At 53.2% G+C, this 17900-nt stretch carries 10 protein-coding genes; 7 read left to right on the top strand and 3 right to left on the bottom strand.

The genetic code is table 11. The annotated features are described in order from the left end of the window. Positions 1-171: 171 nt before the first annotated feature. The 3 genes from ccmC to LMED105_RS10835 are packed head-to-tail and all read right to left on the bottom strand — an operon-like array spanning position 172 to position 3436. Entirely contained in the window at positions 172-864 is a 693-nt protein-coding gene (ccmC, locus tag LMED105_RS10845; RefSeq protein ID WP_040513247.1) for a heme ABC transporter permease CcmC, read from the bottom strand. Positions 865-866: 2 nt separating this feature from the next. After that, complete coding sequence (locus tag LMED105_RS16395; RefSeq protein WP_198006842.1) at positions 867-2186, bottom strand: heme exporter protein CcmB; 1320 nt, start codon at positions 2184-2186, stop codon at positions 867-869. Then, positions 2186-3436: a hypothetical protein gene (locus tag LMED105_RS10835; RefSeq protein ID WP_008251117.1), complete on the bottom strand. Its 1251-nt coding sequence runs from the start codon at positions 3434-3436 to the stop codon at positions 2186-2188. Before LMED105_RS10835 ends, LMED105_RS16395 begins: the two co-directional genes overlap by 1 nt. A gap of 129 nt (positions 3437-3565) precedes the next feature. Between LMED105_RS10835 and LMED105_RS10830 the strand changes: the two genes are divergently transcribed. The 7 genes from LMED105_RS10830 (at position 3566) to LMED105_RS10800 (ending at position 17892) form a co-directional block, all read left to right on the top strand. Next, entirely contained in the window at positions 3566-4381 is an 816-nt protein-coding gene (locus tag LMED105_RS10830) for a hypothetical protein (protein WP_008251116.1), read from the top strand. 6 nt (positions 4382-4387) lie between these two features. Then, positions 4388-5854 (top strand): cytochrome c3 family protein, encoded by a 1467-nt coding sequence (locus LMED105_RS10825; RefSeq protein WP_008251115.1) that lies wholly within the window; start codon positions 4388-4390, stop codon positions 5852-5854. Positions 5855-5958: 104 nt separating this feature from the next. Beyond that, on the top strand, positions 5959-7926 hold the full coding sequence (locus LMED105_RS10820; RefSeq protein ID WP_008251114.1) for a heme-binding protein: 1968 nt from the start codon (positions 5959-5961) through the stop codon (positions 7924-7926). Further along, positions 7923-10157, top strand: coding sequence for an SH3 domain-containing protein (locus LMED105_RS10815; protein WP_008251112.1), 2235 nt, complete (start codon positions 7923-7925; stop codon positions 10155-10157). Before LMED105_RS10820 ends, LMED105_RS10815 begins: the two co-directional genes overlap by 4 nt. A 16-nt stretch (positions 10158-10173) precedes the next feature. Next, the gene (locus tag LMED105_RS10810; protein WP_008251111.1) at positions 10174-14073 is read left to right on the top strand and encodes a hypothetical protein; all 3900 of its coding nucleotides are present in this window, start codon (positions 10174-10176) and stop codon (positions 14071-14073) included. 3 nt (positions 14074-14076) lie between these two features. Continuing rightward, positions 14077-15426, top strand: coding sequence for a multiheme c-type cytochrome (locus tag LMED105_RS16390; protein ID WP_008251109.1), 1350 nt, complete (start codon positions 14077-14079; stop codon positions 15424-15426). Positions 15427-15429: 3 nt separating this feature from the next. Next, on the top strand, positions 15430-17892 hold the full coding sequence (locus tag LMED105_RS10800) for a cyclic nucleotide-binding domain-containing protein (protein WP_008251107.1): 2463 nt from the start codon (positions 15430-15432) through the stop codon (positions 17890-17892). Positions 17893-17900: the final 8 nt, after the last annotated feature.

Raw genomic sequence — 17900 nt, 5'->3', positions numbered from 1 at the left:
ACCGAGCCCAACCATTCGGTCATCTCTCTTTTTTTGACGAACCAGATCGGTTTTGCTGGGGCCTGCTCGGCCAGCCAACACACCATCCACAACCAGAATCAAGAGGCTTAAACCTACGCAAGCCCAAATTGTTTGCCATGCATCAAGAATCATTGTTTTGCCTTCTGCCCTTTACACCCAACGCCTTTGTACCAACAAACGCCGCGCTCGGTTCAACACCGAGCTGGCACAAATCAACCAGAACCCCAACACGCTGAGCCACATGCCCATGGCAATGTCAGGGTGAATTCGGCTGCCACTCATCGACACGCTGTAACCCTGATGAAGCGTATTCCAGAAAACCACCGAGAGGTAAATCAAGGGAATGTTCACAGCACCAATCAACAGCCCAACAGCCAACACACGATCAGCCTTGGCCGGGTTGGTGGTCAGTTGGCCCAAAGCAATGAGACCTAAGTAGATGAACAACAGCAAAAGCTCGGAAGTCATCCGTGCATCCCAAACCCAGTAGGTACCCCAAGTGGGTTTGCCCCACAGCGCACCAGTGACCAGGGCCAACACAGTCATCCAAGCACCGGTAGGCAACAAAGCCCGCATCATCACTGCAGATACATCGCTGCGATACACCCAATTCAAACCTGCATAGGCACAGGCCACCAAATACAGGAACATCGACATCCAGGCGGCTGGAACATGCACATAAATGGCCCGATACACCTCGCCTTGCTGCCCATCGACAGGAGCCAGAAACAAACCCGTGTACAAACCAAACCCCAGCAGCAGCACGCCCGCTGCGAGCAGCCACACCCAAAGCCAACTGGCCAGGGCGTGGAATTTGGGGGGTGAAGCCAACTGTGCAAACATCACTATTCCTGTATTAAACCAACAAGGCGCTTGGCCACAAAAGGCCCGAGCAAATAACCCAACATTCCCACACTCGCAAGCACAGCGAGCGGTGCAATTGCACTGCGACCCAAGCCATTGGCCTGACTGGCCTCAAGCCCAAAAATTAAAACCGGGACCAACAATGGCAAAGCCAACAAATAGACCAGAACTGCACCACCGCGGGTCAACATCACCAACAGGGCAATCAATCCCAACACAGGTGCCACAGCCCAAATACCCAGGCTCAAAGCCAAGGCCAAGTCGAAGGTTTGCGTGGCGTGCAAACCCAGTTGTAACGCCACCAGACCAGTAACAGGTACCAGCACGATCACTTGGCACAGCACCAAAAATATAACCCTCACCAACCAATACAAAGCGATATTATCGGGATTAAGGCCTGATACAAAACTAAGCCAAGCTGTGCGGTAATCGTCTGCAAACCAGTCTTTGGCACCCAACATCAATGCGAGCAACAAGCTGACCCACACGGCCACCTGTGCAAATTCGGCGCTTGGCTTTCCAAGCCCGATTCCAAAAAAACTCAACACCATCCAGTGAAACAAAGCACCCCACAACAGGGCTTGTGGATTGCCCAAAGCCACCGCCCAATCGCGTTTGAGCAATGCACGCAAATTGACTTTTGCGGCCTGCTCGATTGCTTGAGTACAAGCATCACCCACGCCAGCATCCGTTGAGAAATCTCCGATCAAGGCACCCTGGTCAATCCTGCCTTCTTTCACGGAGACGCCCGCCAAGTGCTGTGTTAATACCGATGCATCCACATGTGTGGCCATCAGTACAATGCCACCCCGCTGTAAATGCGCGGCCAACACCCTGGCCAATGTTGCAACGCCTTGGTGGTCCAGTGCATTCAGAGGCTCATCGAGCAACCACACCCTGAACTGCCCAGCCATCAAGGTACACAGACCCAAACGTGCACGTTGCCCTGAGGACAGGGTTCCAATTCGCTCGTATTGCCAATTGGCCAACCCTACCCTGTCAAGCAACGGTTCAATTTGGGCACTGTCAACGCCCAAATGATCCAACACAATCTGCAGATGTGTGTGGACCAACAATTCATCGCGCAGGCCAAACTCGGGCTTGAACAAAACACACTGGCCCGGCAACGCATTACTCATCAACCTCAGCAAGGTCGACTTTCCAACGCCGTTTCCACCACGAATCACATTGATCTCACCCGGCATTAATGCAAATCCGATTGGACCGGACAACACCACACCAGCTGCTTCCAGTACCTGCGTTTTAACTTGCAGACGAGTGGCGGAGAGTGAAATATGCATCATCGATTGGCCGTAAGTTCCGGCAAACTTAAATCCACACCTGAAGCGAGTTGATTGCGGGAAAGCGTTTGCCAACTTGACTCGATATCACCCATACCAGTTTGGGCCATGCCTTGAATCGACAAACGTGCTTGAATATGAACCGTGTCGGGCATGGCCGCAACGCCACCCTCCTGGATAAAGTCACCAGGCCCTATTCGCACAGCCTGTTCACCCACCGTCAATTGAGATGCGGGTACACGAACCACAGCCAAGGGCATGCCAGGGCCAGGCTGCGCCTTTAAGAAAACAAACAGTGCAGAGTTTTCTTTCAATCTACTTAAGGCTGCCTCGGGAATAGTGACGTTCACGGAAGTGAGAATGTCCTCGGGCGTTGGGTTTGAATTTTTCAAACTGGCTTGCTGAACCTGGCTAAGCAATTGCCAGTACACCTGCGCTTTGTCATTGTCACCGGCTTGCTCCGCTGCACTTGCAGCCAAGGCAAGCGCCTTTTCATGGCGGGGATCGTTTTGCAGCGCAGCTGCAATGTAAGTTTCAGGCTCACCTGCCAGTTGCCTGCCCTGTGCCATCGCGGTCATGTCAGCAAGATCCGCAAGAATGTCTGGATGCCCTGGCGTTAATTCCAGCGCTTTTTTCAAAGCATTCGCACTTTCAAGGTAATTGGACATGGAGGCATGTGTTCGTGCCAGCAGTACCCAACCACGCAAATCATCAGGCTGCTGCGCAAGCCTTGCTTGCAAGCCCGCAAGCCGGTCCTCGAGACTGGCACCATCGCCAGGATGCCCGGCGGAAGCAACCACTGATTGATCAACACTGGGCGCAAGCGCATTCACTGAGTTCGCTTCAGGCCATTTCAACGCACCGGGATGTATTGCACCAATGAGGTAGGTAAACAAAACTGCAAACCCCAAACTGGCCACGATCAACCATGACATGGTATTTGGTCGCGCCCAAGACGGACGAAGGGGAGAAACAACTGCGGCCGAAGCCATGTGCGGCTTGCTCTCGCTGGCCATGGTTAGCCAATTGTCGATCAATACCTGTTTACTGGAAGTGTCGAGCGTGGGGTCTGTTTCGATTTCCTGGCGCCGGTTCAAAAAAGCCCGCCACTCAGGGCTTTCTTCCAGAGACCCTACCTCATTCGTGGTTTTTTGATCATTGGAGAAAAAAAATCCTTTCCACGCAAAATACAGGCAAAATACTAGGAAAAACAGGAAGATAAAGCCGACAAAGGCCACGTCAAGACTCAATTGTTAACCCCCAGACATGAAGTAGGGATACTAACATCACCAATGATCACGTAACATTAACGGCTATACAGAATTAAGCGTAAACCCTGAGCAGCATTACCTCTGACCATTCGCCTAGGCGCTGAACACATGATTCAGGACAACCTGTTCAACTACAAACGATTTGTTTTCCTGAAATGGGCCTTGCTGCTGACGCTCATTTCATCGTTTGCCTACCTTTTCGATCAACCAAGAATCAATGCCAATGGCGGAACCTGGCTGGGCTATACCCTGGGAACCATTGGTGCCCTACTCATTGTTTGGCTGATGTGGTTTGGTGTACGCAAGCGCCAGTACGCCAACGAAACAGGCAACCTACGCGGCTGGGTATCCGCACATATTTATTTGGGCTTGGCTTTGTCGGTGGTAGCAACATTGCACACCGGCTTTCAGATTGGCTGGAACGTGCATTCGTTGGCGTATGTGCTGACCATGGCAACCATTGGCACAGGTGTTTGGGGACTCAGTTTTTATTTGCGTTATCCCACTGAAATGTCGAACGTTCTGAATCGCCAAAGTCCCGAACAAATAGTGGAACAAATTCAAACCCTCGACCGCGAGGCACAAAAACAGCTTAAGAATGTAGCTGATATGGTCGGGCGTGTTATCGCTGCTTCACTCAAACAAAGCATTTACCCCAATCGCAAAAGCCAACGCAGGGGGAATGTTAAAGACTGCGCCACCGAGAATGCTGTCAATTATCTGCAGCGGGAAATGACGCAGGCTGACAACCTCTCTGACCTGTACAGAAACCAGGTGCAGCGATTGCGCGCCTTGAAACAATTGCGCCGTTATTACCACTTACGGTACTGGCTTGAGCTGTGGCTATCCATCCACGTTCCATTGTCATTTGGCCTTCTGGCGGCGTTGATTACGCACGTGCTGTCTGTTTTTATTTACTGGTAAGCGAACATGGCCGAACAAGAAAAAAGCCCGCTTCAACGTGAGCAACAGGCATTACAAAAACCCTTGGGGCTAAAGCGCCCCCTGTCCTGGATATTTTTCGTACCCATTCTCTTTGCGTTCTTTGTTTTGCCTTTAGTGGCCATGCAAGCACCTGAGCTGTTTGGCTTTGAGTCCAAAGGCTCTGACGAAAAGACGCAAACTGTGCCTGCCGACCAATTGCCGGTAAATGCGCACCCAAGCCTTCAAAGTACCCAGGTTTCAAGCACGAGAAACACCACGGCACTGGCACTCGATTCAATCTGGAACCCGGGCCCGTTGGCCTCAGCGCACTCGAATCTGGAAGGCGACTGCCAAGCTTGTCATACCGGTAATTTCTCAAGAGTGAAAGACGAAAGCTGCTTGGTGTGCCACAGCAATATGGGTCTGCATGTGACCGAGCAAACGCTGCCCGACACCTCATTTGAGGAAGGCCGCTGCGCAAGCTGCCATCGAGACCACAAAGGGCGCGAAAGCCTTGCAGAACAAAACAAACATTTTGTGGGCACCGACTGTGCGGCTTGCCATGCAGATATTAAAACTGTGGCGCCCAAAACTGAAACATTGGCAGTCAACGACTTTGCCGCAGACAAACACCCGGCATTCAGAATCACAGTGGCTACTGGTCCGGAACCCAGTGATTTGCGCCGAATTCGGATGGTGGCAAACACACCCATTACCGAGAAAACCAGCCTGAAATTCCCCCACGACATTCATCTCGACCCCAAGGGCATTGACAGCCCGAGCAAGAAGGTTGTTATGGAATGCGCCAACTGTCACGAGCCAGCGGACACAGCTACAGGGTTTAAAACACTCAGCATGGAAAGCCACTGCCAGGAATGTCACAAACTGAGTTTTGAGCCTGCTTTGCCTGATCGACAGGTTCCCCACGGCCCAGTCGATGCAGTGCTGAGCACCGTTGAAGAGTTTTACAGTTATCTGGCACTTCACCCTGAAGAACGGAACAGGGTAAATGCGCAACGCGCTGTTTTACGGGCGCGCCCTAGCGAGAAAGACCCGAATCGATCCAACCTGCGAAACCTGAGCGGAAACCCACGTGCGCAGGCTGCTTTTGCCACAGTGGAGTTGTTTGAGAACACCGCATGTTCGGTATGTCACGAAGTAAAAGCCGTGGATGGTCTGGGCAATACGAAAACCTCTGGCTCCAGAATGCCACAGTACGAGATTGCCGAGATCAATCCTGCCCACCCGTGGATGCCCATGGCCAAATTCGACCACCAGGCACACGCCTTTGAAAGTTGTGACAGTTGTCACAAAGCGGCCAAATCCGAAGAAGCCAGTGATGTACTGATGCCCGCAATTGAAGGTTGTCAAACTTGTCATGCGGGCAGTAAACCCGTGCTCAACAAAGTTCAGTCAGACTGTGGCGTTTGCCACGAATACCATATACATAAAAAAGAAGTGGCAGTGAAGTAATCGCCATTCGACGCAGTAGCTTGAGTAGACAGACCAGCAGTGAACTGGGGACTTTGCAGGCAAGCAAGTCCATTGAAAAACAAAGATGAGCGAGTTAGAAGTCGATGCGCAAACGCACAAATGCCATGACAGGCACAGCAACCCAATTAAAAAGAATGGCCATGGGAGTGGCCGTATGCCTTGCAACACCATTCATCTTGGTGTCTTGCGGTGGCGGGGGTGGCGGTGGAAGCTCGTCCGAGACTAATTTCAATATCGAACCTTTGGGAACACAAAGCCTGTCCATCCCGGAGGTGAACGATATTGTGGCCCGCGCGGTGCAGGCTTCGATCTCCCGCGGCGTGCAATCAACCATTGCCATTACAGACCGGGTTGGCAATGTGTTGGCTGTCTATCGGATGACAAACTCCAGTCCGACGGTCATCATCACAAGCGGATTGAGCGGTGCCAATGGCAGAGGCCTCGACGGGTTTACACCGGTACCCAGCGAATTGGCTGCGATTGCGAAAGCAATTACCGGAGCCTACTTGTCTTCGACCGGCAATGCATTTAGCACCCGTACGGCCAGCCAAATTGTTCAGGAATTTTTTCAGCCAGGGGAAACAGGCCAGCCAAGCGGTCCACTTTACGGTGTGCAATTCAGTCAACTGCCCTGTTCTGATCTGAATGTTTGGCTTTCCCAGAATGCGACTATTGGACCGAAACGATCGCCATTGGGATTGTCGGCCGATCCGGGCGGATTCCCGATTTATCAGGAAGGCCGGGTGGTGGGTGGCATTGGCGTGATTGCATCAACCGATGCCGGTACCCAAGGCGTGTACGGCCTGGACCGTGACATCCTCACCAATGAAGTCGACCTGGAAGAAGAAATCGCGTTTGCCGCATTGCCTGAGGCCTTCCGGGCACCCGCCCAAATTCGTGCAAACCGCATTACAGCGAATGGACAAACCTTCCAGTTTTCCAACACCACGCCCGCAGTGGCTGGCGCGGCGGCCTTGGGTGGAAACGGAAATTTTGTAGCGGTTGCCGGATACAAAACAGCTGCAGGTGTCATTGCCGGAACCTCCTATGGCACCAGTCAATCCGGCTACGTGGCAACCACAGCCCCTGCCTTCAACGGCTTGGATACATTTACCCTGATCACCAACCCCGCGGACAACACATCGGTACGTTTTCCTCCAAGTGCTGGCGGCAATCTGACCCAAACTGAGGTTCAAAATATTCTGGTTGAAGGCATGAAGATTGCCAACCGGGCCCGTGCACAAATTCGCATACCGCTAGGTGCCGCCGCACAGGTTACAGTCAGCGTGGTTGACACCACTGGTCAGGTTTTGGGTTTGGTTCGTTCATCCGATGCACCGATATTTGGCACCGATGTGTCAGTACAAAAAGCGCGCTCTGCGCTCACATTCAGTTCAGCTGAAGCATTGACTGACTTCAATGCAATTGATGCAGGTAACCATGCGGCATTTGCCAACGCAATGAATACGTTTTTCACACAAACGACAACAGCCTTGAACGGCTCTGCGGCCTACTCAGCGCGGGCAATTGGTAACGTGCACCGCCCTTACTTTCCAGACGGTGAAGTGGGTACCCCAACAGGACCGCTTTCCTCCCCGATCGCACAATGGAGCCCATTCAACGTTGGCTTTCAACTGAACATTGTGACCAACAAGGTGCTGGGTACCCTCACCGCCACTACACGCGCAGCCAATCAATTTTCACCACCAGCAGCGCTCACCTGTGTTGACGACGCGAATATTCCGGCAGGTCGACAAAACCGCTTTGCAAATGGCATGCAAATATTCCCGGGGGGTTTCCCGATTTACAAGGGCGATGCACTGGTGGGTGCGGTCGGCGTATCCGGTGATGGCGTGGACCAGGATGACATGGTGGGCTACCTGGGCGTGATCAATGGTGCAGCAGCTGTGGGCAGTACCATGCGGCCGTTCCCCTCAACCTTGCTGACCGCGAATGAACTGTCCAGTTCTGGTGAATTTTTGAAGTATGTGCAATGCCCGCAAACTCCGTTCAACAACAGCAGTGAACAAAACGTGTGCCCAACACCATGAACAAGAACAACATCATGCGTTTGAAACCCTTGGCCGTGGGGCTTATCTTGGCCGGTTTGTTGCCCCTGCCCGCAATAGCACAAATTCGGGCAGACATTCGAGGCGAAACAAAGCCCAATTTGGTTACCCAGGTCACGGACACTGTTGAGAAGGTCACCCGAAAAGTAGCGGGCATACCGGACATGGCAGAACTTGAAAACGCCGAACGCCCACTGGTGTTACTGCAGGTTTTCGACAACCGCAGCATTGTGCATGCAAAGCCCAACAAGGAATCTCGCGCAATCGGCGAGTTTTTCAAGGGCCAATTGGTGGATGCGTATGAAGAGAAAGACGGCTGGTACCGAGTTCGTATTCAAGACAGCCTCTTGGGTGGCTTCTTAGGCAGCACCGACGGCTGGGTTCAACAGGGTACCGGCCAATTCGGCGAGCAATCCCTGGGCGTATTCGCGCCCCGCGCTTTTTCCGCCGATGTGCTGCAAGACCAGCCAGGCACTGGCATTCGCCCTTCGAGCACTGCAACACCTGGCCTGGTTCCTCAAACACCGCAGGTACAACGTGCCATTCCGGGCCGAGACACACCAATCGTGCCGCGCGACATTGCAATACCAGTGATCGACCCCAGCCAAGTGCCCCCGCCTTTGCCCAACCTGCCCCGTGAAACCGTGGCAGTGCCGGATCGCTGGCGCATCATGCAGTCACTGGGTTTCAAGTTTCCCTTGTTTGACCCTTACAACCAGAACGTGATCAAGGGCGACCTGCCCGTGTTGCAAAACACACTCGGCCCCGACTGGTTTTTCAACCTGGGTATTATTGCCGACACGCTGTACGAGCAACGCAACTTCCCGGTGCCTGTGCCACCGGCCACATCGAGTACCCCTGGGCAGGCCAATATTTTTGGTGATGGTGAACAATCCATATTTGCCCACAACCTGATCGTGAGTTTGTCGCTGACCAAAGGCAACACCACGTTCAAACCACCAGACTACGAGTTCCGTTTAACACCGGTATTCAACTACACCGATGTGCGAGTGAATGAAGATCGCCTGCTGAAAATTGCATCCTCTTCCGGTGATGTTCGCCGTGAAGGGTTTGTGGGTATTCAGGAAGCATTTGTCGATGTACACCTGCGCAACGTATCCGATCGTTACGATTTCGACAGTTTGCGTGTGGGTATTCAGCCATTCATCAGCGATTTCCGTGGTTTCCTGTTTCAGGATTTGCCCATGGGTATCCGCCTGTTCGGCAACCGCAACAACAACATTTACCAGTACAACATTGGCTACTTCAAGCGGGTTGAAAAAGACACCAACAGCGGTTTGAACGACATTCGGCAAGACTTGCGCGACGATGATTTTTTCGTGGCCAACCTGTATCGGCAAGACTTCCCGTTTTTGGGTTTCACCAGCCAGGTTTCCTATATTCACAACCGCAATGATGAAGACGGTGAGCGTTACTTTGATGCGAACGGATTTCTGGCGCGCCCTTCATCGCTTGGCGATCAAAAACCATTTGGCTACCACGTGGACTATTTTGGTTTCAGCGGTGACGGCCATTACGGCCGCATGAACATTACCACGTCAACTTATTACGCCACAGGTAAAACGGATCGACACCCGCTCGCCCAGCGCGAGCAAGACATTGATGCATTCTTTCATGCCACGGAATTGTCGCGCGACTTTGACTGGTTCCGCTTGCGTGGCAGTTTCCTGTATGCATCGGGTGATGAAGATCCCTTTGATGGCAAAGCCGAAGGTTTCGATGCAATTTTTGAGAACCCCCAATTTGCAGGGGCCGACACCAGCTTTTTCATCCGTCAAAATATTCCTTTGATCGGCGGCGGTGGAGTGGCTTTGTCAGGCCGAAACGGCGTGTTGCCCTCCCTGCGTTCAAGCAAAGAACAGGGACAATCGAATTTCATCAACCCAGGGCTGTTGTTAGTGGGTATTGGTGCCGATATTGATGTATTGCCCGAGTTGCGTTTGGTGGCCAACCTGAACAAGCTTGAGTTCGACAACACCAATGTGCTGGGCACATTGCGACAACAGCGCCCTCCCTCCACCGACCTGGGCATTGATGCGTCAGTGGGTTTTCAGTACCGACCATTCTTCTCACAAAATATTGTGGTGAACGGGTCGTTTGCCAAGCTGTTGCCTGGCAAGGGCTACAAAGAATTGTTTCCGGAAGACAAGGACCCTTACTCCTTTCTGTTTAACGTGATTTTGAGTTTCTAAAGCAGGTTGTTTGTTGATGAATTTGAATACCGCCATTGCTCCTCCAACAAAGCCCGCCAGCAACAATCGCTGGAAGGGCTGGCTGTTTGCATTGGGTTTCGCAGTGGCCGCTGTTTCCACTCTGGGTATCGCCCCGGTGGCTCATGCCGCCAGTGAAAAGCTGCCTGAAAAAAGTTACACCATGGCGCCTGCAGCGCCTGAACGCCAAACGGCGCAACAGGCCTTTGCAAAAACCGAAGGCTGCATGACCTGCCACACACAAACCGACCAACACACCATGCATGCCAACCCTGGCGTGGTGTTGGGCTGCACCGATTGCCATGGCGGTGACGCCACCGTGAAATGGAACGGCAAAGAAGACAAGCAAGGCTCGTTGGCATACGACCACACCCGCGCTGCGCGTGAAAAAGGCTTTGCACCCGAATACCGTGCCGCGCTGGACAAAGCGCACATTGCGCCACGCAACGAGAAATTCTGGAACTACCCTTCGTCAGCCAACCCAAAACGTTCTTATGCCAAGCTGAACAAAGAGCACCCTGCTTACATTCGTTTCATCAACCCGGGCGATTTGCGTGTTGCACGCGAGGCCTGTGGTGCATGTCATTTGCCGGTCATTCAAGCCCAGGAACGTAGCCTGATGAGCACCTCGGCCATGCTGTGGGGCGGTGCTTCTTATAACAATGGAATCTTGCCTTACAAGCGCTACATTCTTGGCGAGGCTTACACGCAAGATGGTCAACCTGGTTTGCTGAAAAACCCGGTGGAGGCCAACAACGAGCTGTTTGTTCACAAGGGCATTCTGAATGAACTGGCGCCATTGCCCGCGTGGGAAACCACGCCCCCGGGCGACATATTCCGCGTATTTGAACGCGGTGGGAAGGTGATTAACAGCATATTTCCCGAGGTGGGCTTGCCCAACGTGCTGGGTCAAATTCAGCGCCTGGATGAACCAGGGCGGCCCGACATCAAACAGTCCAACCGGGGTCCCGGCACGGGCCAGCGAATTGCGGTACCTTTGATTAACGTGACGAAAACCCGTTTGAACGACCCGCACCTGTGGTTTCTGGGCACCAATGAGCAACCGGGTGACTACCGCTCATCCGGCTGTACAGGTTGCCACACCATTTACACCAACGACCGCGACCCAAAGCACGCAGGACCCTACGCCAAGTTTGGTCACGATGGCACCACACAAACCATTGACCCAACAATTGCAAAAAATGAAAGTGGCCACCCGGTGAAGCATGAATTCACCCGCGCCATTCCAAGCTCGCAGTGCATGGTGTGCCATATGCACCAGCCTAACGTGTTTGTGAACAGCTATTACGGCTACATCATGTGGGACTACGAAAGCGATGCGCCGCACATGTGGCCAGAAAAGCAACGCTACCCCACCGATTCGGAAATGCGCGAAATTCTGGATCGCAACCCCGAAGAAGCGGCGGTGCGTGGCAAGTGGAGTGACCCTGAGTTTCTTAAAAACGTGTCCACACTGAACAGCAAATTGAAAGACACCCAGTTTGCTGATTACCATGGCCATGGCTGGAACTTCCGCGCGGTGTTCAAGCGCAACCGCAAAGGCGCATTGCTGGATGCCGAGGGCAATGTTGTTGCCGACGACGACCCCAAGAAATTCGACAAGGCAGTACACCTAAGCTCCATTCACCTGGACGTGGGCATGCACTGCGTGGATTGCCACTTTGCGCAAGACATGCACGGCAATGGCCACATTTACGGCGAAGTGGCTGCTGCAGTTGAAGTGGATTGTGCCGATTGCCATGGCACTGCCACCAAATACCCCACCTTGCGCACCAGCGGGCCTGCCGCACCACCCGGCGGCAGCGATCTGACCCAATTGCGAACGCAAGACGGGCGTAAGCGTTTCGAGTGGCGCGATGGAAAGCTATACCAGCGCGCGGCACTGGACCCCAACAAAGAATGGGAAATGAGTCTGGTGAAAGACAACATGAACCCGGCCCACCCTGAGTACAACGCCAAAGCAGCACGCGCCAAATTGATGGGTGCAGGCGCAGAGGGTCAGGATGGCAAATGGGGCCCGGGCGTAAAAGAACTGGCACACGACAACGACAAGATGACCTGCTTCACCTGTCACTTGAGCTGGACCACCAGCTGCGCGGGTTGCCACTTGCCCATTCAAGCCAACTGGAAAACTGAACGCCTCCACTATGAGGGTGGAGAAACCCGGAATTACGCCACCTACAACCCGCAAGTGGCACGCGACGACATGTTCCAGCTTGGCGTACATGGCCCGGTGAAAGGCAACCGCATAGCGCCAATTCGTTCAAGCTCGGCTTTGATTCTGTCGTCAATGAACGCGAACCGCGAGCGTATTTACATTCAGCAGCCACCGATTGCAGCCAGTGGTTTTTCCTCGCAGGCTTTTGCACCACACTACCCGCACACCGAGCGCAAGGAAGAAACCAAAACCTGCAGCGATTGCCATTTGTCACGAGAAGATGACAACAACGCCATCATGGCGCAGTTGCTGCTGCAGGGCACCAACTTCGTGAACTTCATTGGCTTCAACGCCTGGCTGGGTGGCAGCGAACACATTGCGGCAGTCACTGTGACAGAGTGGGACGAACCCCAGGCCGTGTTGGGCAGTTACCTGCACAAGTATGCCTACCCCGACTATTACCAGAACCACTTGAATCGCAACCGAGAACTGGCCGATACCGTGGTGCCAGCGCTGATGGACCACACCACCAAGGGCGTGGCCAGCTGCCTGCAACTGCGCGGCGAATATGTGTTTGTGGCTGAAGGCAAAGGAGGCTTTCGCGCCTATGATGCAGCCAGTGTCGCCAACAAGGGTTATGGCCAGCGCGTAATTACGGCACCATTCAGCCCCTTGGGGCACGACACCCATGTGGCCACGAAAAACGCGACGTGCATGGCCTTGCCCACTAACCAGCCCATCAACCCCGAGAAAAACCAGGGTGACTTGATGCGCATCACCAATATGGAACAGCCCTTCCACCCCATTTACAACTATGCCTTCATCACCGACAGCGAAGAGGGCTTGATTGCTGTGAATGTAAATACACTGGCCGACGGCGAACCACGCAACAACTTTTTCGAGCGCGCTGTAACGTGGAATGAAAACGGCGTATTGAACGGCGCCAGCCACATTACCCTGGGCGGGCACTATGCCTACATCACCACCCCCAAAGGCCTGGTGTTTGTCGACATCAACAACCCCTTGAAGCCGCGCCACATCACCACCCTGCCCTTGCAGGATGCACGCGCCACAGCGGTTCAATTCCGCTACCTGTTTGCCACCACGGCCAAAGGGCTGGAAGTGATCGACATTACCCACCCCGAGAAACCCGAGCACACCGGTGCGGTGGTAGCACTGGCCGATGCGCAACGGGTTTATTTGGCGCGTACCTACGCCTACGTGGCTGCAAAAAGACAGGGCTTGGTCATCGTAGACATTGAACGTCCGCGAAAGCCCGTGGTGTATCAACAATTTACTGCTGACGGGCAACTGAATGACGCGCATGATGTGGTGGTGGGTTCTACCAACGCATCGCTGTTTGCGTATGTGGCCGACGGTGTGAATGGTTTGAAAGTGTTGCAACTGACATCGCCCGACACGCAGCCCAAATTTTACGGCTTCTCGCCTGCGCCCATGCCGGAATTGATTGCATGGCGTAAAACCCCAAGCCCGGCTTTGTCGGTGTCGAAAGGGTTGGACCGCGATCGTGCCGTGGATGAAACAGGTGGGCAAATTGCCGTGTTTGGCCGCATTGGTTCGCGCCCATTTACCCGCAAGGAAATGGAAGCGTTTTACCTGCGCCCGGATGGCCGTTTGTGGACTGTGACCGACAAGGTTGAAAAGGAAAACTACTTGCCCAAGCCCAAAGTCAATTCAGTGGCTTTCAGAAAGGATTAAGCCATGAAAGCAAACGCCTTGAATCGATGCTTCAATCGCCTGTTGCTTGCGCTGGGCACAAGCGTGCTGATGGCTGCGCCCACAGGCGGTATGGCCCAAACCATGCCACACCAGTCGCAACACCAATCGGTGGGCACAGTGAACTGTGCAAGCAGCACCTGCCACGGCAGCATTGCTGAACGCACGGCGACACCTGTTTTGCAAAACGAATACACCACTTGGCTACGTGAAGACCCTCACACACAAGCCTATGCCGTACTAAAAAACGCACAATCGCAACGCATTGCAAAAAACCTGGGGCTTGCCCAACCAGCCCATGAAGCCAAAGTTTGCCTGGATTGCCACAGCCACAACGTGCCGGCCAGCAAGCAAGGCCCGCGGTTTGACAAAAGCGACGGCGTGAACTGCGAGGCCTGCCATGGCCCAGCCGAAAAATGGATTAAAACCCATGTTGAACCCAAGGCAAGCCATGCAAAAAACATTGAAAATGGCTTGTACCCCACCAGTGATCCCTATGCTGCTGCCAAGCTGTGCACCAGTTGCCATGTGGGTGATTCAAGCCGCCCCATTACCCACCAAATTATGGGTGCGGGTCACCCACGCATTTCCATTGAAGTAGAAACCTTTATGGCCTTGGAGCCACCGCATTACAAAATTGACGACGATTGGGTGCAGCGCAAAGGCGTTTACGATGCCGGTAAAATTTGGGCAATGGGGCAATTCGCCAGCAGCGCCAATTTGCTGGAATTGATTGCAGACACCAAGCGGAACCGCCAGGGCATCATGCCCGAGCTCATGATGTTCGACTGCCACGCCTGCCATTCACCCATGAGCAAAAAAGACTGGTCCAAAGACCTGGCGCGCAGCCCCGGGCAAGCACGTATTAACAACTCAAGCCTCATCATGGTTCAAGCAATTATTCGTGCGGCTGCGCCACAACACAGCAGCGATATCGGAAAACTGGTGAACCAGTTGCACATTGCAAGTACATCGCCAGCCGCCAACTTCAACGAAGTTGAACGTGCCGCGAATGTACTTCACGCCCAACTCAACACAGTGCGCAAAGTGGTGGCCACCGTGCCGTTTACGGAGCAGGTACTGGAAAAAATCCTGAAGGACCTGGTGAACATGGCAGCCAACAATCAGTACGCTGATTTCGCAGGGGCCGAGCAAGCCTACATGTCGATCAGCAGCGTAGCCAACGGCCTGGCCCGCAAAGGAAATTCGCGCATTGCGCAAACCGTGAATTCAAAAATGGACCGTTTGCTGAAATTACTCAGCAATGATGAGGCCTACGATCGCGAAGCATTCCAATCCGAACTGCTGGCCCTGAAAGCCGCGGTGGGAGCGTAAACCATGCAAGACAATCTCAAACCCATGTTCGCCGAAATACAAGCAGAACTTGATGTCGCCATTGTAGGTTCCGGACCGGCAGGTTTATCCGCTGCTGCACGGGCGCAGCAACTGGGTTGTAAGTATGTGTTGTTTGAATCAGAGAACCACGCATCGGACACAATTTACAAGTACCAAAAGGGCAAGCACGTCATGGCCGAGCCCGGCTTTCTGCCCCTTCGCAGTGGCATGTCATTCGAAGCTGGAAAACGGGAAAGTATTTTGGGTACCTGGGATTCTCAGTTGCTCAATCAAAAAATCAATATTCAGTACAAGAAAACGGTTAGCAAAATAATCAAACTCAATGATGGCGCCGGGCCATTTGAGCTGACCTGTGAGGACGGAAGCACAACCACTGCCCGAACTGTGATTCTGGGGATTGGTTTGCAGGGCAATATTCGAAAGATTGGAACCGCTGGTGACGACCTTCCGAATGTTCAATACACCCTGGCTGACCCTGACGAATTCAACAATGAAACGATTATTGTAATTGGCGCGGGTGATGCCGCCATTGAAAACGCCCTGGCCTTGATGAAGAACAACAAGGTGGTATTGATCAACCGCAAAGATGAATTTGCCCGCTGTAAAGAAGGCAATCTGAATCAGATTCTTGCGGCAGACAGGAATGAAGATTTGCGTATCTTCTACAACACCAGTACGAGTGCAGTAGAAGAAATCCCAGAGGCCAAAGAGGGAGAGCCCTCGCTCAACTACCGCTATAAAGGCCCCGAAGGTGAGCAGGCCATGCCAGTTCACCGAATTATTGCCCGTTTGGGGGCGACACCACCCCGCGGCCTGGTAGAAAGCTTCGGGGTGACATTTCCCAACAGTGATCCAAACGCAGTGCCCGCACTGAGTGAAACTTATGAGTCCAATGTGCCGGGCCTGTTCATCGTAGGTGCGCTGGGCGGCTACCCTTTGATCAAGCAGGCGATGAACCAGGGCCATGAAGTAGTTGACTCCATCATGGGCTTGCCGGTGGTTCCCGCAGACGAACCATTGCTGGCTGAGAAATTCAAACCCTTGGGCGATGTTTCAGTCTCGACCGTGCTGGACATGATTCTGGAAAACGTTCCTCTGTTCAACCAGATGACTCGCCTTCAGCTGCGGGAATTCATGCTGGAATCAACACTTCACCAACCCAAGAAAGGTTCTGTCATTTTCCACAAAGGTGACTACACCAGCACTTTCTTTGCGATTGTGCAGGGTGGCGTGGGCATTGAATTGGTGAACAAGGAAGGCAAACCATTCATTCTTAATCTCGACAAAGGCAACTATTTTGGCGAGATGGGTCTGATCTCCGGGCGACGCCGCACAGCCACGGTTTACGCGGGAGAAAACTGCGTATTGATTGAAACGCCTCGCAAAGCCATGTTGAAGCTAATTGCCTCGGTGGATGCAGTGCGACGAACCATCGACGAAACGTTTGTGCGCAGAGCCTTGTCTACACACCTTGCCCCGCAGCTAGAACCCCAGGAAATCGAACAACTGATCGCATCAGGCATCAGTGTGACCCGCTACGTGCGAGGTGAAAAACTGTTCAGTGAAGGCGACAAAACTGACGGCTTGCACCTGATTCGGCGCGGGTCAGTGTCTGTATCCAAGTTGATTGATGATCAAGACTCCGTACTGTCGTATGTATCCGCAGGCAGCTATGTGGGTGAAATTGATTTGGTGAATGGTACGGATCGCCAAACGACATGTACCGCGACGGTACTCACCGAAGTGCTGTTGATTCAAGCAGACGCGGTCATCGACGTGTTGAGCAAAAACAGCAACTGGAAAAAAGCCCTGCAAGCCAAGATTGGCAAACGCGTTCATGATGCGATTTTCCGGGAAAGTACAGCGAAACGTGAAAGCGATTTGATTCATTTTCTGATGAAGCAAGGTTTGGGAGATGCAACCAACGCCTTGATTATCGATGAGAATTTGTGTGTGCATTGTGACAATTGCGAACGTGCATGTGCAGAAACACACGACGGGATACCTCGCCTGGATCGAGACGCTGGCCCCACCTTCCAGAACATTCACCTGGCGCATTCCTGTCGACATTGTGAACAACCACATTGCATGAAAGACTGCCCACCCGATGCCATTCGCCGCAATGAAAAGGGCGAGGTGATGATTGCGGACACCTGTATTGGCTGCGGTAATTGCGCCAAAAACTGCCCCTACAACGCCATTGAATTGCGGGTAAAACCACCCCCCAGAAAAACTGGCTTGTTGTCTTGGTTGCTGTTTGGCTCGGGCGGTCCCCTGGGTGAACGTCCAGTGAAATACGACGCGAATTCCATCAAAAAAGCCTACAAGTGTGACTTATGCCACGGCAAAGATGGCGGCCCAGCTTGTGTTCGTGCATGCCCTACCGGCGCAGCCTTTCGAATTTCACCCGAGGTGTATTTGAACCAGCAAAACGAATTGATCTAAGTCGACCA

The sequence above is a fragment of the Limnobacter sp. MED105 genome (genome assembly GCF_000170915.1).
Classification (GTDB): Bacteria; Pseudomonadota; Gammaproteobacteria; order Burkholderiales; family Burkholderiaceae_B; genus Limnobacter.
Note: the sequence above shows the minus strand (reverse complement) of the source record. Positions and strands in the feature narration are given on the sequence as shown.